17 protein-coding genes and 1 other RNA gene are annotated in these 25,210 nt (G+C 61.0%); 8 read left to right on the forward strand and 10 right to left on the reverse strand.

Features of this window, described 5'->3' with window-relative positions; genetic code table 11:
* Nucleotides 1-17: 17 nt before the first annotated feature.
* A complete protein-coding gene (locus AAEO81_RS21245; protein ID WP_166597869.1) occupies nucleotides 18-242 on the forward strand; it encodes a hypothetical protein in 225 nt (74 codons plus the stop codon).
* Between the two features lie 16 nt (nucleotides 243-258).
* Here AAEO81_RS21245 and AAEO81_RS21250 read toward each other — a convergent pair whose 3' ends face one another.
* Together AAEO81_RS21250 and AAEO81_RS21255 are read right to left on the reverse strand one after the other, a co-directional pair.
* Nucleotides 259-2,220, reverse strand: a complete 1,962-nt coding sequence (locus AAEO81_RS21250; protein WP_341958905.1) for a hypothetical protein — start codon at nucleotides 2,218-2,220, stop codon at nucleotides 259-261.
* Nucleotides 2,221-2,226: 6 nt separating this feature from the next.
* Complete coding sequence (locus tag AAEO81_RS21255) at nucleotides 2,227-2,688, reverse strand: hypothetical protein (protein WP_341958906.1); 462 nt, start codon at nucleotides 2,686-2,688, stop codon at nucleotides 2,227-2,229.
* Nucleotides 2,689-2,846: 158 nt separating this feature from the next.
* Here AAEO81_RS21255 and AAEO81_RS21260 point away from each other — a divergent pair, with 158 nt between their 5' ends.
* On the forward strand, nucleotides 2,847-3,920 hold the full coding sequence (locus AAEO81_RS21260; RefSeq protein WP_341958907.1) for a hypothetical protein: 1,074 nt from the start codon (nucleotides 2,847-2,849) through the stop codon (nucleotides 3,918-3,920).
* 15 nt (nucleotides 3,921-3,935) lie between these two features.
* On the opposite strand, the gene ffs is transcribed toward AAEO81_RS21260, so the two are convergent.
* From ffs to AAEO81_RS21295, 7 genes are all read right to left on the reverse strand, one after another.
* An RNA gene (ffs, locus tag AAEO81_RS21265) (signal recognition particle sRNA small type) lies at nucleotides 3,936-4,032 on the reverse strand.
* Between the two features lie 144 nt (nucleotides 4,033-4,176).
* Nucleotides 4,177-5,982, reverse strand: a complete 1,806-nt coding sequence (locus tag AAEO81_RS21270; RefSeq protein WP_341958908.1) for a GGDEF and EAL domain-containing protein — start codon at nucleotides 5,980-5,982, stop codon at nucleotides 4,177-4,179.
* 165 nt (nucleotides 5,983-6,147) lie between these two features.
* Nucleotides 6,148-7,314 (reverse strand): putative zinc-binding peptidase, encoded by a 1,167-nt coding sequence (locus AAEO81_RS21275; protein ID WP_341958909.1) that lies wholly within the window; start codon nucleotides 7,312-7,314, stop codon nucleotides 6,148-6,150.
* A 120-nt stretch (nucleotides 7,315-7,434) separates the two neighbouring features.
* Nucleotides 7,435-9,798: an NAD-dependent DNA ligase LigA gene (gene ligA / locus AAEO81_RS21280; RefSeq protein ID WP_341958910.1), complete on the reverse strand. Its 2,364-nt coding sequence runs from the start codon at nucleotides 9,796-9,798 to the stop codon at nucleotides 7,435-7,437.
* Between the two features lie 159 nt (nucleotides 9,799-9,957).
* On the reverse strand, nucleotides 9,958-10,806 hold the full coding sequence (zipA, locus tag AAEO81_RS21285) for a cell division protein ZipA (RefSeq protein ID WP_341958911.1): 849 nt from the start codon (nucleotides 10,804-10,806) through the stop codon (nucleotides 9,958-9,960).
* A gap of 263 nt (nucleotides 10,807-11,069) precedes the next feature.
* Complete coding sequence (smc, locus tag AAEO81_RS21290) at nucleotides 11,070-14,558, reverse strand: chromosome segregation protein SMC (protein WP_341958912.1); 3,489 nt, start codon at nucleotides 14,556-14,558, stop codon at nucleotides 11,070-11,072.
* A gap of 3 nt (nucleotides 14,559-14,561) precedes the next feature.
* Entirely contained in the window at nucleotides 14,562-15,221 is a 660-nt protein-coding gene (locus AAEO81_RS21295) for a GntR family transcriptional regulator (protein WP_341958913.1), read from the reverse strand.
* A gap of 283 nt (nucleotides 15,222-15,504) precedes the next feature.
* Here AAEO81_RS21295 and xdhA point away from each other — a divergent pair, with 283 nt between their 5' ends.
* The 4 genes from xdhA to guaD all read left to right on the forward strand — a co-directional run bounded on the left by xdhA (nucleotide 15,505) and on the right by guaD (nucleotide 21,700).
* Nucleotides 15,505-16,977 carry a xanthine dehydrogenase small subunit gene (gene xdhA / locus AAEO81_RS21300; protein WP_341958914.1) on the forward strand — a complete coding sequence of 491 codons (1,473 nt, stop codon included), beginning with the start codon at nucleotides 15,505-15,507 and terminating at the stop codon, nucleotides 16,975-16,977.
* A complete protein-coding gene (gene xdhB, locus AAEO81_RS21305) occupies nucleotides 16,970-19,378 on the forward strand; it encodes a xanthine dehydrogenase molybdopterin binding subunit (RefSeq protein WP_341958915.1) in 2,409 nt (802 codons plus the stop codon). Before xdhA ends, xdhB begins: the two co-directional genes overlap by 8 nt.
* Before the next feature lie 140 nt (nucleotides 19,379-19,518).
* On the forward strand, nucleotides 19,519-20,370 hold the full coding sequence (gene xdhC, locus AAEO81_RS21310; protein WP_341958916.1) for a xanthine dehydrogenase accessory protein XdhC: 852 nt from the start codon (nucleotides 19,519-19,521) through the stop codon (nucleotides 20,368-20,370).
* A 25-nt stretch (nucleotides 20,371-20,395) separates the two neighbouring features.
* Nucleotides 20,396-21,700 (forward strand): guanine deaminase, encoded by a 1,305-nt coding sequence (gene guaD / locus AAEO81_RS21315; RefSeq protein ID WP_341958917.1) that lies wholly within the window; start codon nucleotides 20,396-20,398, stop codon nucleotides 21,698-21,700.
* 190 nt (nucleotides 21,701-21,890) lie between these two features.
* Here the strand turns inward: guaD and AAEO81_RS21320 are convergent, their stop codons facing one another.
* Entirely contained in the window at nucleotides 21,891-22,655 is a 765-nt protein-coding gene (locus AAEO81_RS21320) for a GntR family transcriptional regulator (RefSeq protein WP_166597883.1), read from the reverse strand.
* A gap of 373 nt (nucleotides 22,656-23,028) precedes the next feature.
* On the opposite strand from AAEO81_RS21320, the gene AAEO81_RS21325 reads away from it, so the two are divergent.
* Both AAEO81_RS21325 and AAEO81_RS21330 read left to right on the forward strand, forming a co-directional pair.
* Nucleotides 23,029-24,360: an NCS2 family permease gene (locus AAEO81_RS21325; RefSeq protein ID WP_341964591.1), complete on the forward strand. Its 1,332-nt coding sequence runs from the start codon at nucleotides 23,029-23,031 to the stop codon at nucleotides 24,358-24,360.
* A 202-nt stretch (nucleotides 24,361-24,562) separates the two neighbouring features.
* Nucleotides 24,563-25,189: a LysE family translocator gene (locus tag AAEO81_RS21330; RefSeq protein WP_341958918.1), complete on the forward strand. Its 627-nt coding sequence runs from the start codon at nucleotides 24,563-24,565 to the stop codon at nucleotides 25,187-25,189.
* Nucleotides 25,190-25,210 lie beyond the last annotated feature (21 nt).

A 25,210-nucleotide genomic window follows, 5' to 3' on the forward strand; every position in this document is an offset into this window, starting at 1 on the left:
ACCAGAGGCAACCCCCGATGCGGCTTGAATCCCTGGCTATCGCACTGCTCGCCACCCTGACCGATGAAGTCGCCTCCCGCGTCAATCCACTGGACTTCACCGCGCTACTGTATTTGCGGGATCAGGGTTATGCCGCGGTGTCGGTCAAGGATGGCTGCGTGGTGGCCGAGCGCACGGCCGCCGGTAAGCAGTTCGCCAGTGACCGTGCCGGTGGCCCCTCGCGACCGAGGTATCGACGCTGAGCGGGGAGCGCCAACCTCAGTAACCATGAGACTCGCGGTATTTCTGGTACTGGTGGTACTCGATCCACTCCACCACGTCGTAAGGCACATAAAGCTGCCGTTTGGCCCGTGAGATGGCGATGTACACCGCGCAGATCCGCTGATCGAACGCGTAGGCGTCCTTGAATTTCACGTTGGTCAGTAATTCCGGCGTCAGCAGCACCTCATCGAACTCCATCCCACCGGCCTCATCGGCCTGCATCAACAGGCAGCGCTTGTCCGGGTCGCCGACCAGTCGGCTCAGGCGGGTCACGTCGGCCATGCGGAAATCCTTGTTCTTGAGCAAGGCTTCGACCTGCAGAAACGACTCGTCGAACCGGTTGGCCTCCTGCACCTGCGCCCAGTCGGACAGGTCGCTGAAATAGGGATGCAGCCCCTCGGCACTGCGTTCCGGCGCGTAAAAGTCCGGGTCTGACAAACCGACGGCCGTGGTCATGAAGTGTTCAAAACTGCGCCGCGTCGTGTCGTCCGGATACCCGAACGGACTGTTTGAGCCGTGTAATTCGATGGCCCAGCGCATCGTGTCCCAAGGCGAAGCGGTCAGGACCACGCAACGCTCCGGCGGCACGAACCCTTGCGGGTATTCGACAATCGTGACATCCGCATCACGGGTGCCTTCGAAGGGCACCTTGCCCTTCTCGGAGTGCTGGTAGATCAGCGGATTGACCAGGCGTTCGACGTTACGGCCCGAGCGCACCGAGTAGCTGATGTCCGTCTGTCGAACCCTGCGCTCGCGCTTGACCATCACCCTGCCCGGCTGCTGGTACTCGTCGCCAAGGGTGATCAGCACCTGCCGACCGCGCTCGATGATTTGCAACAACGACGGCGGAATGTCCTGGCTCTCGTCGATCAGCACGTGGGTGTAACGGTCGGGCATCACGCAGCCTTCCAGATTCGCCCGTTTGATCATCCACAGGGCTTCGAACCCGGTCTGACTCACCCAGGCCGGGTGCGCTTCCAGCCAGACCCACAGCCGACTGGCGTATTCCAGCACTACTTGAAGTTCCAGGCCGCCAAGCGGCTGATTGAAATGCGGCAGATGTTTGCTCGACAAGCTGCGATCCCACGACTGGCAGTACAGCTCCAGCACCTTCAGGCAGATGTCGAGGGTGGCCTGCGCGCCATGGTCGCGAAAGCCCAGGATGTTCAAATCCTGGGCCAGGGCCTGCCGGGTGGGGCCTTTGGCCTGCACACGCTCGGGCTGGAATCGCGGACCGCGCAGCAGGGCTTGGGCGAAGGCTTTGAAGGTCGAGCCGGGTGCCTTGCCCTTGCCGTGGTTCATCCGCTCGCGAAGGGTGTTCAGCTTGGCGGGGGTGCGCGCCAACAACAGCGTTTTCTCGGGTCGCAGACACTCGATCAACACGCCGAGCAAATGGCTTTTGCCGATCCCGGCATAGCCTTGCACGTGCAGGTCTTCATCGAGATTGGCGCGGAAGGTCCGGACCAGCTTGTCCTGCGCCGCACTCAACCAGCGCTCGCGAAAGCGCGGCGTGACTATCTGCTGGCTGAACGGGTCGTGGTTGCGGTGATGGCGAACCTTGTACTCGACGTCCCATTGCCCATCGGTCAACAGGTACTCCCGCGCTGCCACTTCCTCGGCCAGCAACAAACGCAGGTTCAGGCCCTTGATCGCCTCCAGCCCGAAATACAGCTGGCCCGGATCGAACAAGCGACGCGCTTCCGACAGCAAGCCAGTGCCTGTTGAATGTTGACCCGTGACAGACCACGCGATCAGCCGCGCCAGAATTTTCTCCGCCGCCGCGCCACTCAGGTCCTTTTCGCTCATCTGCGCCAGATTCTGGATGACCAGCACGGCGGCCAGTTCCGGATCGGTCAGCGTGTCGAGGGCAGTGGCACCGTCGGTTTTCAGCGCTTCACAGGTCACCGATGTGACAGGCAGAAAGACCGGCGTGGATAAATCGGAATGTTCCGGTTGCATGGCGTCTCAGGGCTTGGAAAGGCGGTGGATGTCGAGCGTGTATTCATAGTCGCCCAACGTGCCGGACATGCCGCCGGGGCAGGACCGGGCTTCGTCACCGGCAACGTTATCGACCTGCTCGCGCAGTTCGTACACCGCCATCTCCAGCAGCTTTCGCAAGCCCTCGCGGGAGTGAGCGGTGACGCGCAGGTTCAGGTCGAACGCGGGGGCGGCAAATGGAGGTGTGCTGTCGGTTGGTTCGGGTTGAACAGCGGTGGATGCCTGCGCCAACTCAGACTCGGGTTCAGGCTGCGACGGCACGCGCGTGGCACCTGCCAGAATCGCTGCGTGTTCCTCGTCCATCAGGTCCAGCACCTTCGACAACTCAAGCGTCTGCTCGGGGTGCGACTGCATCCGGTCCTTGAGTTCAAGGCGACGCATCTGCCATTCCCGGAGTTGTCGCCGAGTCAGGTCGTCAATCTTGTCCACTGCGCCACCTCTCGCTGTCGGGTGGCGGATTATGCCATTGATTGAGGTGCCGGACTGAACCGCAGGCGCAAGCTTGGCAATAATCCCTATCGCGAAACGGTCTGGGGGAGGCACACGTGGCTGCTAGTTTTCAGCGTAAAGCCCAAGGAGTTTCTGCCATGACACGGACCGCCAATCAAGACCTTACCTCAGCCGACCACGAATTCGCGGCACCAAGCATTGTGGAAACGGATGAACACACAATCTCGCTCGCGTTGTTACGTAGCGGATTTACGGTGAAGATTCCACCGATACCCAACGCCGTTCGCGGCAACTCGGGCACGGTCGCCGTCGTCAGCAAGTACGGAATGTCAGGCAAACCGTTCACCCTCGACGACCCTACAACGCCGATCAGCATTCGCTTCGAGCCGGATCAGTTGCAGTCCATTGCCGGGAACGGGCACGTTCAATACGTCATCTTGCAAGGCCCGGTCGGGACGTCAGAAGAACGAGTCGCCTATTTCCAGGAGCCCATCCCGACGCCACAGGTAAAAGGTTTCGTAGAGAACAACAGGGACGATTTCATCATCCCCGGTGATGCCGTCGAAAACGGCCTGACCATCCTCATTCCGCCTTATGAAAACATGGCACCTGGCGACAGCGTCACACTCTTCGCGACGGCGTCCCGTCACGGGTCGGGGGTATGGCAGGAGCATTCGGTCACGCAAGACGATGTGGCCAAAACCCTCGAGTTTCCCTATGAGGCAGACAAGCTGACAAAGCTGGTGCCCGGAACGATCAACCTCGGCTATACCGTTTCGCAACGCTCTCACCGGTTGGTGTCGCATCTCATCGACATCGCTGTAACCGCCCTGCTCGCGGCACCCGAGCCGGTCCATCAAGAGACCGATCCATTCGGCAACAAACTCTTTCTAGCAGTGGTTGAGTTCGAAAACGGCGAATTTTACGCGCCTGTCACCCTGGCGTTTGGCACTGCACCCCCACAGGCCGGCGAGCGCTTGATGCTGGTGATCGACCGAGAAGGCCCGGGGTTTTCATACGTGCTGGAGGTCAAGGACACGACGTCAGAAGTGACGTTCAGGATTCCGGAATCTGATCTTCAAGGAATGGGCGGACAAGACATCGTCATGAGTGCGCTGTGGCAGCAATCGAGTGGCAAGCTGTTGAGTTCACTCAGTCAAAAATGGCGCGTGTTGGGGGGAAAAAAAGGAAGGGTAGTGCGAAACGGCTGAACCGTTAGGAGGCAACCCCACCAGCCACACCCCGGCACACAATGTTCCCGCTGTGGCTGCTCCCTTCCGGGCCTGACCAGGTTAACGGGTAATCGTTGCGGGGGGACCGATGGGGTCACCATAACGACACTCGCCAGTCGGCGAGCCGCGCCATTGTACCGGTCTGACGCGAAGTTACAACCTCTCGTGTCAGATAAAAAAATATGAGAGGGCTCAAGCACTTGTGTGCAAGGCGTGAGTGCCCGTCCAGCCGGTCTCAGTGGGACAGCGCCCGCAGTTGTCGGACTTTGTTGTTGCGCTCGCCGTTCATCCAGTGTTCCAGCGCGCTGACGGTCATGGGCCGTGCGACGAGGTAGCCCTGCACTTCGTGGCAGCCGAGCTGGCAGAGGATTTCATAGACGTCTTCGGTCTCGGCGCCTTCCGCGACGACGCGATACCCCAGGCGCCGGGCGAGGTCGACGATGGCTTCGACCAGGCGCCGATCCTTTTCATTGGCGTCGAGGTTTTCCACCAGCGATTTGTCGAGTTTGACGGTGGTGGCTGGCAGTTGGCGCAGGTAGGTCCAGTTGCTGTAGCCCGTGCCGAAGTCGTCGATGGCAATGTCGATGTCCAGCGCGCGCAGGCGTTCGAGTTGCTGGCGGGTGATGTCAGGGTTGTCGCAGAGTGCGCTTTCGGTGAATTCAAGTTCGAAACGGCCGGGGTCCAGCTCGCTGAGGGCCAGCTGCTCGAACAGCGCATCGCTGAATTGCGAATTCGCCAGGTCGATGGCCGAGACGTTCATCGCGACCTTGAACGCGTAACCCTGCCGCTGCCAGGTCCGCGCCTGCTCCACAGCATGGCGAAGCACCCAGAGGCTGAGCGAGCGAATCAGCGCGGTCTTCTCTGCCAGCGGAATGAACTCCGCAGGGCTGATCGGCCCCAACACCGGATGCTGCCAGCGCAGCAGTGCCTCGACGGTGACAATGCGCCCCGTGCTGACTTCCATTCTTGGCTGATACACCAGCGACAGCTGGTCGGGGCTGCGCACAGCGTCGGCCAGTGAAGCCAGCAACAAGAAGGCACGCTGCTGCGCGAAATCCAGGTGCGGTTCGTACCAGCGCCACCCGGTGGACTTGCCTCGCGCTTCATCGGCGGCGCTGACCACCAGACGAATCCAGTCCTTCTCGTCACAACGCCCCAGGCCCAGCGGCAAAACGCCGATGCCAAGGTCCATCTGAATCGGGATGTTGCGGCAGATCAACGGGCGCTGAAAATGCTTGATCAGTCTGCGGAACAGCAGTTCGGCCTGCTCCGAGCCGCCGTGGCGCATGAGCAACGCGATGCGCGTAGGGCTGACTTTGTACAGCGCGGTCTCGGGCGGCAATTGCTCACGGCAGCTGTCGATCATGCAGCGCACCAACTCCTGGGCGAAGCTGTAGCCCAGTGCCTTGATAATGCTGTCGAGAAACACCGGGTTGACCATGTCCAGCGCCACCAGCGCGTGGTCGTCCCGGTCAGCCAGGGCGATGATGTCTTCCTCCAGACGCAGGCGGTTGAACAGCCCTGTGGGTTGATCAACATAACTGGCCTTACGCAGGTTATTCAGGCGCTTCATCACCAACTGGCCGTACATCTCGAACATGGTGATGTCGCGGGCATCGAGGGGCGGGCGGGTCTTGTGGTCGATGATGCAGAGGGTGCCGAGGGCGAGGCCATCGGCGGTGACCAGCGGCACACCGGCATAGAAGCGGATGTGCGGATCGCCGGTGACCATCGGGTTGTCGCAGAAGCGCTCGTCAAGCAGGGCGTCCGGCACCTGGAACACGTCGTGGGAAAGGATCGAATACGCGCAGAACGAGATTTCCCGAGGCGTCTCCCGCTCATCCAGGCCAGCGCCTGCGCGGAACCATTGCCGGTGTTCACTGACGATGGAGACCAGCGCGATGGGCACGTCGAAATAATGAGTGACCATCGCGACGATGTGATCGAGCACTTCGTCCGAGCCTGAATCGAGAAGCCCCATGTGTTGAATTCGGGACAGACGCGAGGCCTCGTTTGACGGAGTTGGAGCGCTATTGGCCATATGCGAATCCCTTTGCAACTGCTCTGTGCCACTAGTATCAAAACGATATTGTTGAGGGAAAGTAGCATTAGATTCAGCGACGTGCAGGCATTCGCAGACCGGCGGTGGTGACACAACCGCCGTCGCAAAGTTGCAGTTAAACGGCCATCCCCTCATTTGGAGGGGTTACTGCACCTGAAGCACCTCATCTGCCTTGCCGCCCGCGCCCTGGATCACCAAATGAATGAAATGGAGCTTGGTGATCACCGCAGGCGGCAACACGAACGGGTAGAAATCCTGTTGCCCCATGGCGCGAGAAAGTTCGTTGAGCATGCCCGCCAGTTCGATCCAGGCATTGACGAAGGCAAGGAAGGTCGGCCCGCCCGGATGTTGCGGGTCGTAAAGGGTGTTCAGCTCAAAAGGCTGGTAGTCGAGGTCCATGTCCCGGGCACTCATGCCCAGGCTGAGTGCGGTATCAACGGCGTCCATCATGTGCAGGTAGTGCGCCCAGGTTTCGGCCCAGTCTTCCCACGGATGCATGGTGGCGTAGGCGCTGACGTAGTGCTGCTGCCAGTCGGACGGGGCGCCGTTCTGGTAGTGATGATCGAGGGCTTCGGCGTAGCTGGCGCGGTCGTCGCCGAACAGATTGCGGAAACCGTCCTGCCAGTAGGTGTTGGCGATCAGACGGTCCCAGTAGTAATGCCCCACTTCGTGACGGAAATGCCCGAGCAGCGTGCGGTAGGGTTCGTGCATCTGCACGCGAACCTTTTCACGAATGGCGTCGTCGGCTTCTTCGACGTTGAGGGTGATCAGGCCATTGGCGTGGCCAGTGGTTGGCAGGTTGCCGTCCAGATCGACACCGAGGAATTCGAACGCCAATCCGCGTTCTTCATCGACCGTTTTCGGGATGACGGGCAGCCCGAGGGTGATCAGTTGCGCGACGAGACGCCGCTTGGCGGTTTCGATCTTCAGCCAGCGCTCAGGGTTTTCCGGGACGGACAGGTCGGGAATGGTGCGATTCAGGCTACAGGCCACGCAGAACTCGCCAGCATTGTGCGCAGGAAATATCCAGTTGCAGGCCGCCGGGGTGTCGAGGTTGGCGCATCGGCGGTACAGCCCGGCGTCTGGCTCGTCGCTCAGGCGCCAGGTGTTGAGATCGACGCCGGGTTCTAGGGCCGCGATTTTACTTTGTTCCGGCAGATAACCCAGGGCAGCCGAACAGGCCAGGCACTGGCTGTTGCGGAAAAACACCGACTGTCCGCAGCGGCACTGCCAGACCTTGCTGTTGCGCTTGCTTTCACCGGCGAAAGGCGCCGCGATCCGTGTGCTGAGTTGTTCGAAGAACTGGAACATAGCGATCTCCTGAGTGGGCTGCAAGCACTAGATCACGGGCGGTTGCGGGGGTTCCGGATATTTTCTGAAGGGTGGAATCTGTGATGAAAATCCGGTTTTAACTGCACCACCGCTGTCGGATCAATCCACCGAAATGCCGTGCTTCTTGAGAAATGCCACAAACGCCTCTTCGTCCAAGACCTTCAACCCCAGTTCGTTGGCCTTGGTCAGTTTCGAACCCGCTCCCGGCCCGGCCACGACGGTATGGGTTTTGGCGGAAACCGACCCGGACACTTTGGCGCCCAGGCTTTCGAGTTTTTCCTTGGCGACGTCGCGGCTCATCAGTTCCAGTGAGCCGGTCAGCACCCAGGTCTGGCCGGTCAGCGGCAGGCCTTCGACGACCTTCTTCTCGCTTTGCCAGTGCATGCCGAAGTCTTTGAGCTGTTGCTCGATCTGGAGGGCGCGGTCCGCGTTCTCGGCCACATCGAAGAAGGCTCTGACAGATTGCGCCTGCTTTTCCGGCAAGGTCTGGCGCATGTCCAGCCAGTCGGCCTTGACCACGCCTTCCAGCGTGCCGAACTTGTCGGCCAGCTTCTGCGCACCGCCCGGTCCAATCGACGGGATGTTCAGCTTGTCGAGCATGCCGCCCAACGTCGCGCTGGCCGCAAACTCCGCGCCCAGCTCGCCGACGTCCTGCAATTGCATCTTGCACTCGCCCAGCAACGCGCCAATGACGTTCTGGTTGTGGTCGTCTTCGAAGAAACTGTGAATTTCGTGGGCCACTTCCAGGCCGATGTCCGGCAGGTACGTCAGCACTTCCGGCAGCGCGACCTTGACCTTCTCCAGGGACCCCAGCGAGCGCGCCAGCACCTTGGCCGTTTCCTCGCCCACGTCGGGAATGCCCAGCGCATAGATGAAGCGCGCCAGCGTCGGCTTTTTGCTGTCGTCGATGGCTTTGAGCAACTTCTTGCCGGAGATGTCAGCGAAGCCCTCCAGGTCGATGATCTGATCGTATTCGAGCTTGTAGAGGTCAGCGGGCGAGCCGATGAGTTTCTCGTCCACCAGTTGCTCGATGGTCTTGTCGCCCAGGCCTTCGATGTCCATCGCCCGGCGGGACACGTAATGGATGATCGCCTGCTTGAGCTGCGCGCCACAGGCCAGACGGCCGACGCAGCGGTACACCGCGCCTTCGCTGACGGTTTCCTTGCCCTTGCTGCGCTTGATCAGTTGCGTGCGCTCGACCTGCGAACCGCACACCGGGCAGGTCTGCGGAATCTCGACCTGACGCGCATCGTCAGGGCGGCGTTCCAGCACCACCTGCACCACTTGCGGGATCACATCACCGGCACGGCGGATGATCACGGTGTCGCCGATCATCAGGCCCAAACGCGCCACTTCGTCCATGTTGTGCAGGGTGGCGTTGGCGACGGTCACGCCTGCAACCTTCACGGGCTTCAAACGCGCAACGGGCGTCACAGCGCCGGTGCGGCCCACCTGAAATTCCACGTCGAGCAATTCGGTGAGCTCTTCCATGGCCGGGAATTTGTGCGCGATGGCCCAGCGCGGTTCGCGGGCGCGGAAGCCCAGTTCACGCTGGGAGGCGATGCTGTTGACCTTGAACACCACGCCGTCGATTTCATACGGCAGCGACAGGCGACGCTCGCCGATATCGTGGTAATAGGTCAGGCAGTCTTCAATGCCGTCCGCCACTTTCAGCTCGCGGCTGATGGGCATGCCCCACTCTTTCAGCTGTTTCAAGTTGCCAATGTGGCTGTCGGCGATGTCGTGGGACACCTGGCCGATGCCGTAGCAGCAGAACTCCAGCGGGCGGTTGGCGGTGATCTTCGAGTCCAGTTGACGCAGGCTGCCCGCCGCCGCGTTGCGCGGGTTGGCGAAGGTCTTGCCGCCGACTTCCAGCTGGCTGGCGTTGAGGCGTTCGAAGCCTGCCTTGGACATGAACACTTCGCCGCGCACTTCCAGCGTTTCCGGCCAGCCTTTGCCGTGCAGCTTGAGCGGGATGTTGCGCACGGTGCGCACGTTGACGCTGATGTCTTCGCCAGTGGTGCCATCGCCACGGGTGGCGCCGCGCACCAGCGCGCCGTTCTGGTAGAGCAGGCTCACGGCGAGGCCGTCGAGCTTCGGCTCGCAGCTGTATTCAACCTTGGCCCCTGCGCCGAACAGGTCGCCCACCGGCAGGTCGAGGCCTTCGTTCACACGACGGTCGAACTCGCGCAGGTCGGTTTCTTCGAAGGCGTTGCCGAGGCTGAGCATCGGGATTTCGTGACGCACCTGGGTGAACGCCGACAACGCCGCACTGCCGACGCGCTGAGTCGGCGAATCCGGGGTCACCAGGTGCGGGTTTTCCGCCTCCAGCGCCTTGAGTTCGTGGAACAGGCGATCGTATTCGACGTCCGGAATGCTCGGCTCGTCGAGGACGTGGTAGCGGTAGTTGTGAAGATCCAGCTCTGCGCGCAGTTCAAGGATGCGTTGTTCGGCGGCGTTCATAAGTGTGTTCTCGAAAAAGCAAAAGAGCAGCCAGGGCTGCTCAATCTATATTGCGATATAAACCTGTAGGAGTGAGCTTGCTCGCGATTGGATCAGGCTACGCGGCGTGTCAGACATGCCTCATCGCGAGCAAGCTCACTCCTACAGGTATTGCGTTTATCAACGACGCTGAGTCAGCGCGCGGCGCTCGAATTCGACGATGCGCTGGCGGTAGTGTTCGATGGTCTGCGCGGTCATGACGCTGCGCTGATCGTCTTTCAACTCGCCGTTCAGCTCGTGGGCCAGCTTGCGGGCTGCCGCCACCATCACGTCGAACGCCTGCTTCGGGTGACGCGGGCCTGGCAAACCGAGGAAGAAGCTCACGGCGCGGGTGCTGAAATGGTCGATATCGTCCAGGTCGAACACGCCCGGCTTGACCGCATTGGCCATGGAGAAGAGGACTTCGCCATTGCCCGCCATGCTTTCGTGACGGTGGAAAATGTCCATCTCGCCGAAGCGCAGGCCGCTTTCCAGAATGTTCTGCAGCAACGCCGGGCCTTTGAAGCCGCTTTCGTCGCGGGAAATCACGCTGATCACCAGCACTTCTTCGACCGGGGCCAGGTCCTTGTCTTCGGTGATGCGCTGTGGCGCCTTGTCGTCCGGGAAATCGTCATCACGGGCGCTGAACAGGCTCGGGCCGTCGGTGTCGAGGTTAAGGTCACCCTGCTGCGGCTCGTCTTTGCGCTTGCCGCGTTTGCTTTCGCGCTCCGGGCGCTCGCGGGCCGCGCTCATGGTGGGCAGGTCGTGCTCGTCGAGCTGGGGTTCTTTCTGGGATTCGAGGACACGCGCAGGGCCCAGCACCTCGGCGGACGAGCCTTCTTCGTCGTCCGGCAGGTTGGAAAAGCTGCGGTCCAGCCTGAATTTCAACTTGCCTTTGCCGCCGCGCATCCGGCGCCAGCCGTCAAAAAGAATACCGGCAATGACAATAATGCCGATGACGATCAGCCACTCTCGCAGACCGATTTCCATGTAATCCCGTGCCTCTAATGAAAATTCTGAAAATTAAGGGCGTAAACCCCTTTAAAACGTGGAGCCAACTCTCTGTTCTGAATGGCCTTTTACCCACGTAACAAGAAAAAGTGGACATTAAGCTAGCACGACCAAAGGTAACTTTACACCGTCTGTTACATCTGGCATGTCGCGAGCATCTGTACTGCTGCGACGGTAAAACCTGTGCTGAAGCCTCTGCGCCTGACTTTTCCCTTCAAATCTGTTTAATCCTGTGTCACCCGCTACGCATCCACCAGCGCCATCGCCTCCTCAACGTCCACTGCCACGAGGCGCGAACACCCCGGCTCATGCATGGTGACGCCCATCAGTTGATCGGCCATTTCCATGGCGATCTTGTTGTGGGTGATGTAGATGAACTGCACGGTTTGCGACATCTCCTTGACCAGTCGGGCATAGCGGCCCACGTTGGCGTCGTCCAGTGGTGCGTCGACTTCGTCGAGCATGCAGAACGGCGCCGGGTTGAGTTTGAAAATGGCGAAAACCAGCGCCAGTGCGGTCAGGGCTTTTTCGCCGCCGGACAGCAAATGGATCGTGCTGTTTTTCTTGCCCGGAGGACGCGCCATGATCGTCACCCCTGTATCGAGTAAATCTTCGCCCGTCAGTTCCAAGTAAGCGCTGCCGCCACCGAAAACTTTTGGAAAAAGTGCCTGAATTCCGCTGTTTATCTGATCAAAGGTCTCTTTGAAGCGATTGCGCGTTTCTTTGTCGATCTTGCGGATCACGTTTTCCAGGGTGTCCAGCGCTTCGACGAGGTCGGCGTCCTGCGCGTCCAGATAACGCTTGCGCTCGGACTGCTGCTGGTATTCGTCGATGGCCGCGAGGTTGATCGCGCCGAGACGCTGAATCCGGGCCGCAATGCGCTCCAGCTCATCTTCGGCTTCCTTCTCGTTGGCCTCGGGCGTCAGGGTCGCCAGTACACCATTTAAATCGTAGCCGTCTTCCTGCAATTGCTCCTGCAAGGTTTTGCGGCGCACGGTCAGGGACTGCCATTCAAGCCGCTGCTGCTCCAGTTGCCCGCGCAGGAGTTGGGATTGTTGTTCAGCCTGGGTCCGGCGTTTCTCCGCTTCGCGCAGTTCGCGGTCGGTGTCTTCCAGGGCGTTTTTGGCGATGCGCATTTCGTCGTCGACGACCATGCGTTTTTCCAGCAATTCGTCGAGTTTGAGGCGCAATTCTTCCAGCGGTGCTTCGCCCTCCTCCAGCCCGAGGTTCAGCTGTTCGCGCTTTTCGGTCAGGCGTTCAGACTGCATCTCCAGCCGCTCCAGCGCCTGACGGGTCGAGTCGTGCTGTGCCCGCAACGAACTCAAGCGCACGGCCAACTGGTTGCCGTGGTCCTTGTGCTGACGGGCTTCCTGACGCACCCGGTCCAACCGCTCGCGCAGGCTGTCGCGCTGGGCCAGCAGCAGCTCACGCTGTTCGGTGTCCAGCGCCATGCTGTCGAGGGCGTCCTGCAATTGCAGCCGGGATTCACCGAGGCTTTCCTGCTCGATGGCGCGCTGCTCGCCCAGTTCGGTCAGTTCTTCGTCGAGACGGGTGCGGCGCAGGGTCAACTGCTCGACCTTGGCCTTGGCCGCCGACAGTTGAGCCTTGAGTTCGCTTTGCTGACGGGTTTCGTCTTGCAGGCGACGGCGCAGTTGCTCGCGGCTGTCTTCCTGCACCCGTTGTTGCTCGCGCTGAGTCAGCAGTTGGTCTTCCAGCGCGGCGAGGGTCGCTTCCCGCTCGTCGCGCTCGGCTTCAAGGCGCTGCAGTTCTTGCCCACGCGCCAGCACGCCGCTCTCGGCTTCGCTGGCGCGACGGACCCGCAGAAAATCGCGCCCGACCCAATAGCCATCGCGACTGATCAGGCTCTGACCTGCGCTCAGTTGCCCGCGCATCGACAGCGCGTCATCGAGGGTCTCCACCGGTTTCACCTGACCCAGCCACGGGGTCAGATCGACGCGGGATTCGACCTTGTCCAGCAGGCTGCCGGGAATGCGCGTGATGTCTTTCGAAGGGCTGACCAGGCGCAGGTCGCCCTGGCTGAAACCGGCCAAATCGAGGCCCGCGAAGTCATCGACCAACACCGCGTGCAGGTCAGCGCCGAGCACGGTTTCCACCGCCAGCTCCCAACCCGCGTCCACGCGCAGGCCTTCAGCCAGGCGCGGACGCTCGCTCAACTGATGATCGCGCAGCCATTCGGCGGTGCCCGTTCCGGGATCAAGCGCCGCCTGTTGCAACGCTTCCAGCGACGCGATTCGGCCGTTGAGGCGTTGCAGTTCACCCTGCGCCTGTTGCTGGGACTGGGTGGCCCGTTGCAGTTCGACGCGCAGGTGCTCAAGGCGCTCGATGAGCTGCTCTTCTTCGGCCAGCAGTTCTTCGGAGGCCATCTCGCGGGCGGCGAGGTCTTCGCTCAGGTCGAGGATCGCCGCGTCTTCCGGATCGGCCGCCAGCAATTGGCGTTCTTCACCGAGGCGACGCTGACGCTCGGCCAGCCGCTCCATGCTGGTTTCCAGCTGCTGGATGCGCGATTGCTGAACCTCGGCCTGACGGCGCGGTTCGGCGGAGCTCAGGTTGAAGGCGTCCCACTTCTCCTGCCAGCTGTGCATCGCGGCTTCGGCTTCTTCCAGCGCGGCGGCGGATTCTTCGGCGGCGGCGAGGGTCATCTCCTGCTCGGGTTCGAGCATTTCCAGCTCTTCGCCAAGGGTCGCGAGCAAGGTGCGGTCGTGGCCCAGGTGGGATTCGGTTTCCTGCCGCGCGCGCTCGGCTTCGCGCAGGTCGTCCTGCAACTGCCGCAAACGCTGCTGGCCGTGCTGGATGCTCTGTTCGTTGCGAGCAATGTCGCCGCCCACCGAATAGAAGCGGCCCTGCACCAGATTGAAGCGCTCGGACAGGTCGTGATGCCCGTCCCGCAGGCGCTCGATGGCGGCATCGGCGCTGCGTTGATCGGCCACCAATGCCTCGAAACCGACTTCCTGGCTGCCGATGACGGACTCGCGCTGCGCCACTTGTTCGTTCAGGGCCTGCCAGCGCAAGGCTGACAGTTGCGCCTTCAACTGGCGTTCTTCGGCCTTGTATTCCTGATACTTCTCGGCGGCCTGAGCCTGGCGGTGCAGACGCTCAAGCTGGCGTTCAAGCTCGTCGCGCAAGTCGGTCAGGCGCGCGAGGTTTTCGTGGGTGCGGCGGATGCGGTTCTCGGTCTCGCGACGGCGCTCCTTGTACTTGGAGATGCCCGCCGCTTCCTCGATGAAATTGCGCAGGTCCTCAGGCTTGGCTTCGATCAGCTTGGAGATCATGCCCTGCTCGATGATCGAGTAGCTGCGCGGCCCCAGGCCGGTGCCGAGGAAGATGTCGGTGATGTCGCGACGACGGCATTTGGTGCCGTTCAGGTAATAGGTGTTTTGGCTGTCGCGGGTGACCTTGCGGCGAATGGAGATTTCCGCGTAGGCGGCGTATTCGCCCACCAGGGTGCTGTCGGAGTTGTCGAAGACCAGCTCGATGCTCGCCTGGCTCACCGGTTTGCGGCTGGTGGAGCCGTTGAAGATGACGTCGGTCATCGACTCGCCGCGCAGGTTCTTGGCCGAGCTTTCGCCCATGACCCAGCGCACCGCGTCGATGATGTTGGATTTGCCGCATCCATTGGGGCCGACCACGGCCGCCATGTTGCTGGGGAAGTTCACCGTCGTCGGGTCGACGAACGATTTGAACCCGGCCAGCCTGATGCATTTGAGGCGCATGGATTAGCTGGCCGCCAAGGCAGAAAGAATGGATTGGCAACTGCGCTCGGCGTAGGCAGTCAGCACCTCGCGGATGCACGTCAGATCACGGGCGACCACTGCTTCGAGCAACTGGCCAAATAGCGTCAGGTATTCGCTCATCTCGGCCTGACGCTGATCAAGCGCCAGGTAATAAAAGCGGCTCATGGACGGCTGAAAGTTCTCGACGGTCTCTTGCAGGTACGGGTTGTTGGCGAACGGGTACGCGGCGCGCATCACATTGAAGCTGTCCTCGACGAAGTTCTTCACGTCGCCCCGCTCGCAGCTGGCGATCAGCCGTTGCTGGATTTGCAGGAAAGGCGCCAGATCGAGTTGTTCGGTCCAGCTTTTGGCCACCGCGAGGCCGAGCAAGATGTACAGCTCGCTCATCAACGCGCAGAGGCTCTGAATGTTGTGCGCAGTGAGCACCGTCACCTGCGCACCCCGGCGCGGCAGGATGGCGATCAGGTGGCGGCGTTCGAGGATCAACAGTGCTTCGCGGACCGAACCGCGGCTGACGTTGAGGGCCTGCGTGACCTTCTGCTCCTGAATCCGCTCCCCAGGCTTGAGCTCGCCACGAATGATCCGCTCGGCAAGGTGATGAGCAATCTGCTCAGCGAGGCTGTCCGGTGCCTTGAACGTCATGTCTTTCCTTTAAACCGATAGCTGCATACAAGCGCGGAAGTGTATCGCACTGGATACCTGTGGCGCAGGGCCATGTCACGCAATGTGGCACGAAATAAGCAAAACTTTGAGCGTGTGCGCAGCGATTCATTGCAACCGCAGGCTGCCGTTAATCGGCAAGTCCCGGCAAAACCCGATTTCTTGACTTAAAGGTCAGATTTTCGTTGACCCCATAGTCAGAACTGATAGATTCATCGACAGGTTCGATGACCACTTCTATTAAAAGAAAAACGAGGCACAACCGGTGATCCAGTTTCTACTGAACCAGACGTTGAAAACCGAACATGCGTTGGACCCCAACATGACGGTGCTCAACTACCTGCGCGAGCATTTGCACAAGTCCGGCACCAAGGAAGGCTGCGCCAGCGGCGACTGTGGCGCCTGCACCGTGGTGGTGGGCGAATTGACCACCGACGATGATGGCCAGGAGCACCTGAGCTATCGCAGCCTGAATTCCTGCCTGACCTTCGTGGCGTCGCTGCACGGCAAACAGCTGATCAGCGTCGAAGACCTCAAACACCAGGGCGAGCTGCACAGCGTGCAAAAGGCCATGGTCGAGTGCCATGGCTCGCAATGCGGGTTCTGCACGCCGGGCTTCGTGATGTCGCTGTTCGCCTTGCAGAAAAACAGCACTACTGCCAGCTCACCCCCTCAACGGCATGCTCAGGCCCACGAAGCCCTCGCTGGCAACCTCTGCCGCTGCACCGGTTACCGCCCGATTCTCGCCGCCGCCGAACAGGCCTGCGGCCAACAACGCCAACCCGATCAGTTCGATGCCTTGAAGGCGCAGACCATCGCGCGCCTGAAAGCCATCAAGCCGGCGGAAACCGCCGAGCTGAACAGCGGCGACAAACGCTGCCTCGTTCCGCTGACCGTCGCCGATCTGGCCGATCTCTACGATTCTTATCCCCAGGCGCGCCTGCTGGCGGGGGGCACCGATCTGGCACTGGAAGTCACCCAGTTCCATCGCGCCCTGCCGGTAATGATTTACGTCGGCAACGTCGCCGACATGAAGAAGATCGAACACTTCGACGACCGCCTCGAAATCGGCGCTGCCACGGCGCTCACCGATTGTTACGAAGCGTTGAGCAGCGAATACCCAGACTTCGGCGAATTGCTGCACCGTTTTGCGTCGCTGCAGATCCGCAATCAGGGCACGCTGGGCGGCAACATCGGCAATGCCTCACCGATTGGCGACTCACCGCCCCTGCTGATCGCGCTCGGCGCCAGCATCGTCCTGCGCAAAGGCGAGAAGACTCGCACGCTGGCGCTGGAGGATTACTTCATCGACTACCGTGTCACTGCACGTCAGGAAAGCGAGTTCATCGAAAAGATCATCGTGCCGAAAGCCAACGCCAAACAGGCCTTCCGCGCCTACAAGGTTTCGAAGCGTCTGGACGACGACATTTCGGCGGTCTGCGCAGCGTTCCGCGTGCAGGTGGAAAACGGCGCGATCGTCGATGCCCGTGCGGCGTTTGGCGGCATGGCGGCGATCCCGAAACGTGCTGCGAACTGTGAAAAGGCCCTGATCGGCCAGCCCTGGACCTCGGCCACGGTCGAGCGCGCCTGTGCCGCGCTGGCGCAGGATTTCACCCCGCTGTCGGACTTCCGCGCCACCAAGGAATACCGCCTGCTGAGCGCGCAGAACCTGCTGCGTAAATACTTCATCGAGCTGCAAACGCCGCACATCGAGACACGGGTGACCGACTATGTCTAATCACGCACCGCAAAAGACTCAAGAAGAACTGGTTGCCCTGTTTCAGCAGGACCTCACCTCGGGCGTCGGCCGCAGCGTCAAGCACGACAGCGCCGATAAACACGTCTCAGGCGAAGCGATTTACATCGATGACCGGCTCGAATTCCCTAATCAGTTGCACGTCTATGCGCGGATGTCCGACCGGGCCCACGCGCGCATCGTCAGCGTCGATGTGTCGCCCTGCTACGACTTCGAAGGCGTGCGCATCGCCATCACTCACGAAGACATTCCCGGCCTGAAAGACATCGGCCCTTTGCTGCCGGGCGATCCGCTGCTGGCCATCGACAAAGTCGAGTTCGTCGGTCAGCCGGTGATCGCCGTGGCCGCACGTGATCTGGAAACGGCACGCAAGGCAGCAATGGCCGCCATCATCGAATACGAAGACCTGGAGCCGGTGCTCGACGTGGTCGCGGCCTACCGCAACAAACATTTCGTGCTGGACAGCCACACCCACAAGCGCGGCGACTCGGTCGCGGCGCTGGATACGGCCCCGAACCGCATTCAGGGCACGCTGCACATCGGCGGGCAGGAGCACTTTTATCTGGAGACGCAAATCTCCTCGGTGATGCCCACCGAAGACGGCGGCATGATCGTCTACTGCTCCACGCAAAACCCCACCGAAGTGCAGAAGCTGGTCGCCGAAGTGCTCGACGTGTCGATGAACAAGGTGGTGGTCGACATGCGCCGCATGGGTGGCGGATTCGGTGGCAAGGAAACGCAAGCCGCCAGCCCGGCGTGCCTGTGCGCGGTGATCGCGCGCCTGACCGGTCAACCGACCAAGATGCGCCTGCCGCGCATGGAAGACATGATCATGACCGGCAAGCGCCACCCCTTCTACGTCGAGTACGACGTGGGCTTCGACAACGACGGGCGCCTGCACGGCATTCAGCTGGAGCTGGCCGGGAACTGCGGCTGCTCGCCGGACTTGTCGGCCTCTATCGTCGACCGCGCGATGTTCCACTCGGACAACTCGTATTACCTGGGTGACGCTACCATCAACGGCCACCGCTGCAAGACCAACACCGCGTCGAACACGGCCTACCGTGGCTTCGGCGGTCCGCAAGGGATGGTTGCCATCGAAGAAGTGATGGACGCCATCGCCCGCCATCTGGGCAAGGACCCGCTGGCCGTGCGCAAGGCCAATTACTACGGCAAGACCGAGCGCAACGTCACCCACTATTACCAGGAAGTCGAGCACAACATGCTCGAAGAAATGACCGCCGAACTGGAAGAAAGCAGTCAATACGCGGAGCGCCGTAAAGCAATCACGGCTTACAACGCCAACAGCCCGATTCTGAAGAAGGGCCTGGCGTTGACCCCGGTTAAATTCGGCATTTCCTTCACCGCCAGTTTCCTCAATCAGGCGGGTGCGCTGATCCACATTTATACCGACGGCAGCATCCACCTGAACCACGGCGGCACCGAGATGGGCCAGGGCTTGAACACCAAGGTTGCGCAGGTGGTGGCCGAGGTGTTTCAGGTGGACATCAGCCGCGTGCAGATCACCGCGACCAACACCGACAAAGTGCCGAACACCTCGCCGACCGCAGCGTCCAGCGGTGCGGATTTGAACGGTAAGGCCGCGCAAAACGCAGCGGAAACCATCAAGCAACGGCTCATCGAATTCGCCGCGAAACATTACAAATGCGAAGCCGCTCAGGTCGAATTCCGCAACGGTCACGTGCGGGTCGGCGAGCAGGTCATCAGCTTCGACACATTGGCGCAACAGGCGTGGATGGGGCAGGTTTCGCTGTCGAGCACCGGCTATTACAAGACGCCGAAGATTTACTACGACCGCAGTCAGGCTAGAGGTCGGCCGTTCTATTACTTCGCCTTTGGCGCGGCCTGCACTGAAGTGGTCGTCGACACCCTGACCGGTGAATACAAGATGCTGCGCACCGACATCCTCCACGACGTCGGCGCCTCGCTGAACCCGGCCATCGACATCGGCCAGGTCGAGGGCGGCTACATTCAAGGCATGGGCTGGCTGACCACCGAAGAACTGGTGTGGAACGCCAAGGGCAAGCTGATGACCAACGGCCCGGCCGGTTACAAGATCCCGGCGGTGGCGGACATGCCCGCCGACTTGCGGGTCAAGCTGGTGGAAAACCGCAAAAACCCGGAAGACACGGTGTTCCATTCCAAGGCCGTGGGTGAGCCGCCGTTCATGTTGGGGATTGCGGCCTGGTGTGCGATCAAGGATGCCGTGGCGAGTCTCGGCGATTACAAGCATCAGCCGAAGATCGACGCGCCTGCCACGCCGGAGCGGGTGTTGTGGGGGTGTGAGCAGATGCGCCAGTTGAAGGTGGCCAGTTCCGAGGCAGTCGGTGTGGCCCATGAGCTGACGGTTTCACCGGTTTAGCGGCGTCTGGATGGACCTCATCGCGAGCAAGCTCACTCCTACAGGCAGTGCGCAATCCCTGCAGGAGTGAGCTTGCTCGCGATGACGCCGGTACAGCCAAACAAGATTTTTGATCTGCCACAGGCGATCAGGAGAAACACATGAACAACTGGATCAGCGCCCTCGCCGAGTTGCAAACCCAGGGTGAAGCCTGCGTGCTGGTGACGATCATCGAGGAGCGTGGCTCAACGCCGCGCAACGCGGGGTCGAAGATGGTGGTCAGCGCCGAGCGGATCTACGACACCATTGGCGGCGGCCATCTGGAATACAAGGCCATTGAAATCGCCCGCGAGATGCTCGCCAGCGGCAGCCAGCAAACCCGCCTCGAACGCTTCAGTCTCGGCGCGAGTCTGGGGCAGTGCTGCGGCGGCGTGAACGTGCTGCTGTTCGAACCCATGGGCCAGCCCCAGGCGCAGATTGCCGTGTTTGGTGCTGGCCACGTCGGCCGTGCGTTGGTCCCGCTGTTGGCCAGCCTGCCCTGCCGCGTGCGCTGGATCGATTCGCGGGAGGCGGAATTCCCGGCGCACCTGCCTGAAGGCGTGAGCAAAATCGTCAACGAAGAAGTCGTCGACGAAGTGGATCATCTGCCCGCTAGCAGTTATTGCGTCGTCATGACCCACAATCATCAGCTCGATCTGGAACTGACCGCCGCCATTCTTAAGCGCGGCGACTTCACCTGGTTCGGGCTGATCGGCTCGAAGACCAAACGCGCCAAATTCGAACACCGCCTGCGTGATCGCGGCTTCGATCCCGCGCTGGTGCAACGCATGCGCTGCCCGATGGGGCTGTCCGAAGTGAAAGGCAAGCTGCCGATGGAGATTGCCGTCTCGGTCGCCGCCGAGGTGATCGCGACCTACAACCTGCATTTCGGCACAGAGAGCGGCGAGCATGGCTCGACCTCAGAACCCATCGCCAAACTGATGCCGGTCTCTCGCCGCGCCCAGGCTCAATGAATTTTTAGAAGAACGAATCGTAAACATGACTATTGAAAAGAAAGCCTACCGTGCCGCCATCGTCCACAGCATCGCCGACCCTGCCGAGGTGGTGGCCGAAGCGTCCTACGAGTATTTCGAAGACGGCCTGATGGTGGTGGAGAACGGCAAGATTTCCGCCGTCGGCCATGCCCGGGATTTGCTGGGCAGCCTTGGCAGCGACGTTGAAGTGGTGACCTACACCGACGCGCTGATCACCGCCGGTTTCATCGACACTCACATCCATTTACCGCAGACCGGCATGGTCGGTTCCTACGGCGAGCAGTTGCTGGACTGGCTCAATACCTACGTGTTTCCCTGCGAGAAGCAGTTCGCTGACCCTGTCCACGCGGCGGAAGTGTCCGACATCTTCATCAAGGAATTGCTGAGTAACGGCACCACGACGGCGCTGGTGTTCGGCAGCCGTCACAAAGAGTCGGTGGAAGCGTTCTTCACGGCAGCCGAAAAGCTCAACCTGCGGATGATCGCGGGCAAGGTGATGATGGACCGCAACGCCCCGGATTATCTGGTGGACACCGCCGAATCCAGCTACGTCGACAGCAAGGCGTTGATCGAGCGCTGGCATGGCAAGGGCCGTCTGCATTACGCGGTCACGCCCCGCTTCGCACCGACCAGCACGCCCGAGCAGCTTGCCCTCGCTGGCCAGTTGTTGACCGAGTATCCCGACCTCTACATGCAGACCCACATCAGCGAAAACCTGAAGGAAGTCGAATGGGTCAAGGCGCTGTTCCCGGAGCGCAAGAATTACCTGGACGTGTACGACCACTTCAAGCTGCTGGGTGAGCGCTCGGTGTTTGCCCACGGGGTGCACCTTTGCGACGAGGAATGTCAGCGGCTGTCGGAGACCGGGTCAGCCATTGCCTTCTGCCCGACGTCTAACTTCTTCCTGGGCAGTGGGCTGTTTAACCTGCCGATGGCGGAAAAGCACAAGGTCAATGTGGGACTGGGGACGGACGTGGGCGGCGGCACCAGCTTCTCGCTGCTGCAAACGCTGAACGAGGCCTACAAGGTCATGCAGTTGCAGGGCGCCAAGCTGAGCCCGTTCAAATCGCTGTACCTGGCGACCCTGGGGGGTGCGCGGGCGCTGCGTCTGGAAGACAAGATCGGCAACCTGCACGCCGGAACTGAGGCGGACTTCGTGGTGCTGGACTTCAACGCCACCCCGCTGCTGTCCTACCGCATGAAACAGGCGAAGAGCATCGAAGAACAGCTGTTCGTGCTGATGACGCTGGGGGACGACCGGACGGTGAGCGAGACGTATTCGGCGGGGGTGTTGGTGCATAAGCGCTGAGGTCAGCACCCAATTTTGAAATTGGACAAGAGCCCCTGTGGGAGCGAATTCATTCGCGATGCGGCGGCCGTACACCCAACAGAGATGCATCGCCCAAGACACCGATTCGCGAATGAATTCGCTCCCACAGATTAAATCTGCGTCCGCCGCAAATCCGCTTGGCTAAAAAACATGCGGCGGGTTTGCGCAATCAAACCGCCGTGCTGCGCCCCGGCTTTTTCTTCGGCAGCATCAGGTGCGAGAACACTGCGTGCAGGTCGTCGGAGGCGCTTTCTTCGTCGAGGTTGAGCTTGCTGTCGATGTGGTCCATGTGGTGCATCATCAGGCTCACCGCCAGCGTCGCGTCGCGGGCTTCGATGGCGTCGATCAACTGGGTGTGCTCATCGTAGGAACAGTGCGAGCGGTTGCCGCTTTCGTACTGAGCAATGATGAGTGAGGTCTGCGACACCAGGCTGCGCTGGAAGCTGATCAGCGGCGCATTCTTGGCTGCTTCGGCCAACTTCAAATGGAACTCGCCCGACAGGCGAATCCCCGCTCCACGATCCCCTCTGGAAAAACTGTCGCGCTCGTCGCTGACCATCTTGCGCAGTTCGTTCAACTGCTCCGGCGTCGCGTGTTCGACCGCCAATTCAGTGATCGCCTTCTCGACCATGCGCCGTGCGAAAAACACTTGTCGCGCTTCGTCCACGCTCGGGCTGGCAACCACCGCGCCGCGATTCGGGCGCAACAACACCACGCCTTCGTGGGCCAGACGCGACAAAGCGCGACGAATGATGGTGCGGCTGACCCCGAAAATCTCACCCAAGGCTTCTTCGGAAAGCTTGGTGCCGGGCGCCAACCGTTGTTCGAGGATGGCCTCGAAAATGTGCGCGTAGACGATGTCGTCCTGGGTGCCGCTGCGGCCCGCCTTGGCGGTGCGCGGCTGTTTCTTGAGGGGTTGCAACTGATCGTTCATGGGCACTCGTGAGAACTGAATCCGGCATGTAAGCCGTGACCGTAACGGCGATGACAAAAGCAATAGCAGATATCAGGGCAAAGTCACAGTAAAAGTAATGGCGCATTGTACACAGTGCACAGCGGCTGAACAGATTTCTGCCGTTCGCTTCGTTATGCACACAATCCCAAAAATCCCCACGACAAAATCGAAAACATTATTTGCATTTTTTGTATACAAAAGCATAATTCGCTCGTGCACGTTTCTGACCTTCCAGTCAACAAATCAGGCTGGCGGTCGATTCGCCCCACGGAGCAGTTACCGGCTCTGAAAAAAACAACAAAAACGTTTCGAGGGATTCACTGTGGAAAGTCGCAAAACCGAAGCCACGCCGCTGGAAGCCACTCAAGGAGACCTCAGGCCGACACGCTCGGGCCTGCTTGAACGCCTCTTCAAGCTCAGCCTGCACGGCACCACCGTTCGGACCGAGCTGCTGGCGGGCCTGACGACCTTCATCACCATGGCGTACATCATCTTCGTCAACCCCAACATCATGGCCGACGCGGGCATCGATCACGGCGCGGCGTTCGTGGCCACCTGCATCGCCGCCGCGCTGGGTTGCCTGCTCATGGGCCTGTACGCCAACTGGCCGGTGGGCCTGGCGCCGGGCATGGGGCTGAACGCGTTCTTCACCTACACCGTCGTCGGCACGATGGGCTACAGCTGGCAGACCGCGCTGGGTGCGGTGTTCATCTCGGGCGTGATCTTCATGATCCTCACCCTCTCCCGCGTCCGCGAATGGCTGCTCAACAGCATTCCGGTGAGCCTGCGGTTCGCGATGGGCGCGGGGGTCGGGCTGTTCCTCGGGCTGATCGGCCTGAAAACAGCGGGCATCGTGGTCGACAGCCCCGCGACGTTGATCAAGCTGGGTTCGCTGCGTGAACCCGGTCCGTTGCTGGCGGCGATCTGCTTTCTGATGATTGCGGTGCTCAGCTATCACCGCGTGTTTGGCGCGATCCTGATCAGCATCATCACCGTAACCGCCGCCGGTTGGGGCCTGGGGCTGGTGCATTACAACGGTATCTTCTCCACCCCGCCGAGCCTGGCGCCGACATGGATGGCGATGGACGTCGCAGGCGTGTTCAACGTCAGCATGATCAGCGTGGTGTTGGCTTTTCTGTTTGTGCACATGTTCGACACCGCGGGCACCTTGATGGGCGTCGCGCAACGGGCCGGGTTGGTGAATGACGATGGCCGCATCGAGAACCTGTCCCGCGCCCTCAAGGCTGACAGTGCATCGAGCGTGTTCGGCGCGATGGTCGGCGTGCCGCCTGTCACCAGTTATGTGGAAAGTGCTTCGGGCGTGGCGGCGGGTGGCCGCACCGGGCTGACGGCCGTGACCGTGGGCGTGCTGTTCGTCGCCGCGATGTTCTTCGCCCCATTGGCGGGGATGATCCCGGCGTACGCCACCGCAGGCGCGTTGATCTACGTGGCGATGCTGATGATGGGCGGCATGGCCCACATTGAATGGGACGAGGCCACCGACGCGATTCCGGCCATTGTCACGGCGATCATGATGCCGCTGACCTTCTCGGTGGCCGACGGCATCGCACTGGGCTTCATCACCTACGTCGTGCTGAAGGCGTTTACCGGGCGCCATAAGGAGATTTCGGTGAGCCTGTGGGCGCTGTGCGCGATCTTCATTGCCAAGTTTGTGTTCCTGTAAAGAGGCCCGTATCTGCCTGATGCAACATCCCCTGTGGGAGCGAATTCATTCGCGAATGAGGCGGTACTGTCGACGTAGATTCGTCGCCTGCATCACCGCATCGCGAATGAATTCGCTCCCACAGGGAACGCTGTAGATCCGCACATGACGTCGCCCATTGGGTGGCGTTTTTGCTTTTCCGATTTCAACAAGGAGAAACCCCATGACCCTGGAAACCTGGCTGCTGTTCAGCGGCGCCGCGCTGGTGGTGATTTTGATCCCGGGGCCGCTGTCCCTGCTGATGATCGGCAACAGCCTGAACTATGGCGTGCTGCGTTCATACCCGGCGTTTTTCGGCGGGGTCTGCGCGTCGATCTGCCTGCTCAGCGCCTCAGCCCTTGGCCTGGGGGCGTTGTTGATGGCGTCGGAGCAATTGTTCAGCGCACTGAAGATCGTTGGCGGGCTGTACCTGTTCTACCTCGCCTGGCAAAGCTGGAAACAGTCCCGCCAACCCGCGACCGGCGCAGAGGTGCCAGCGGCCGTCAGCCATCCGGGCTTTGGGTCGCTGTTCTGGCGCGCCTTCGTGCTCGGCGGCAGCAACCCGAAAGACATCCTGTTCTTCGCCGCGTTTCTGCCGCAGTTCCTCAAGGCCGACCAGCCTTTCCTCGGTCAGTTGATCACCATGATCATCACGTGGACGCTGCTGGACCTGACCTGCAAGCTGTTCTACGGCTTCAGCGCCCAGGGTGCTGCGCGTTACCTGCGCACAGGTAAAGGGCAAACCTGGTTCAACCGCATCAGCGCCGGGCTATTCAGTGGCGCGGGCAGCGCTGCACTGCTCAGCCATTGACGCCCTGCACGCTGTTGTCCT

The organism is Pseudomonas sp. RC10 (assembly GCF_038397775.1).
Classification (GTDB): Bacteria; Pseudomonadota; Gammaproteobacteria; order Pseudomonadales; family Pseudomonadaceae; genus Aquipseudomonas; species Aquipseudomonas bambusae.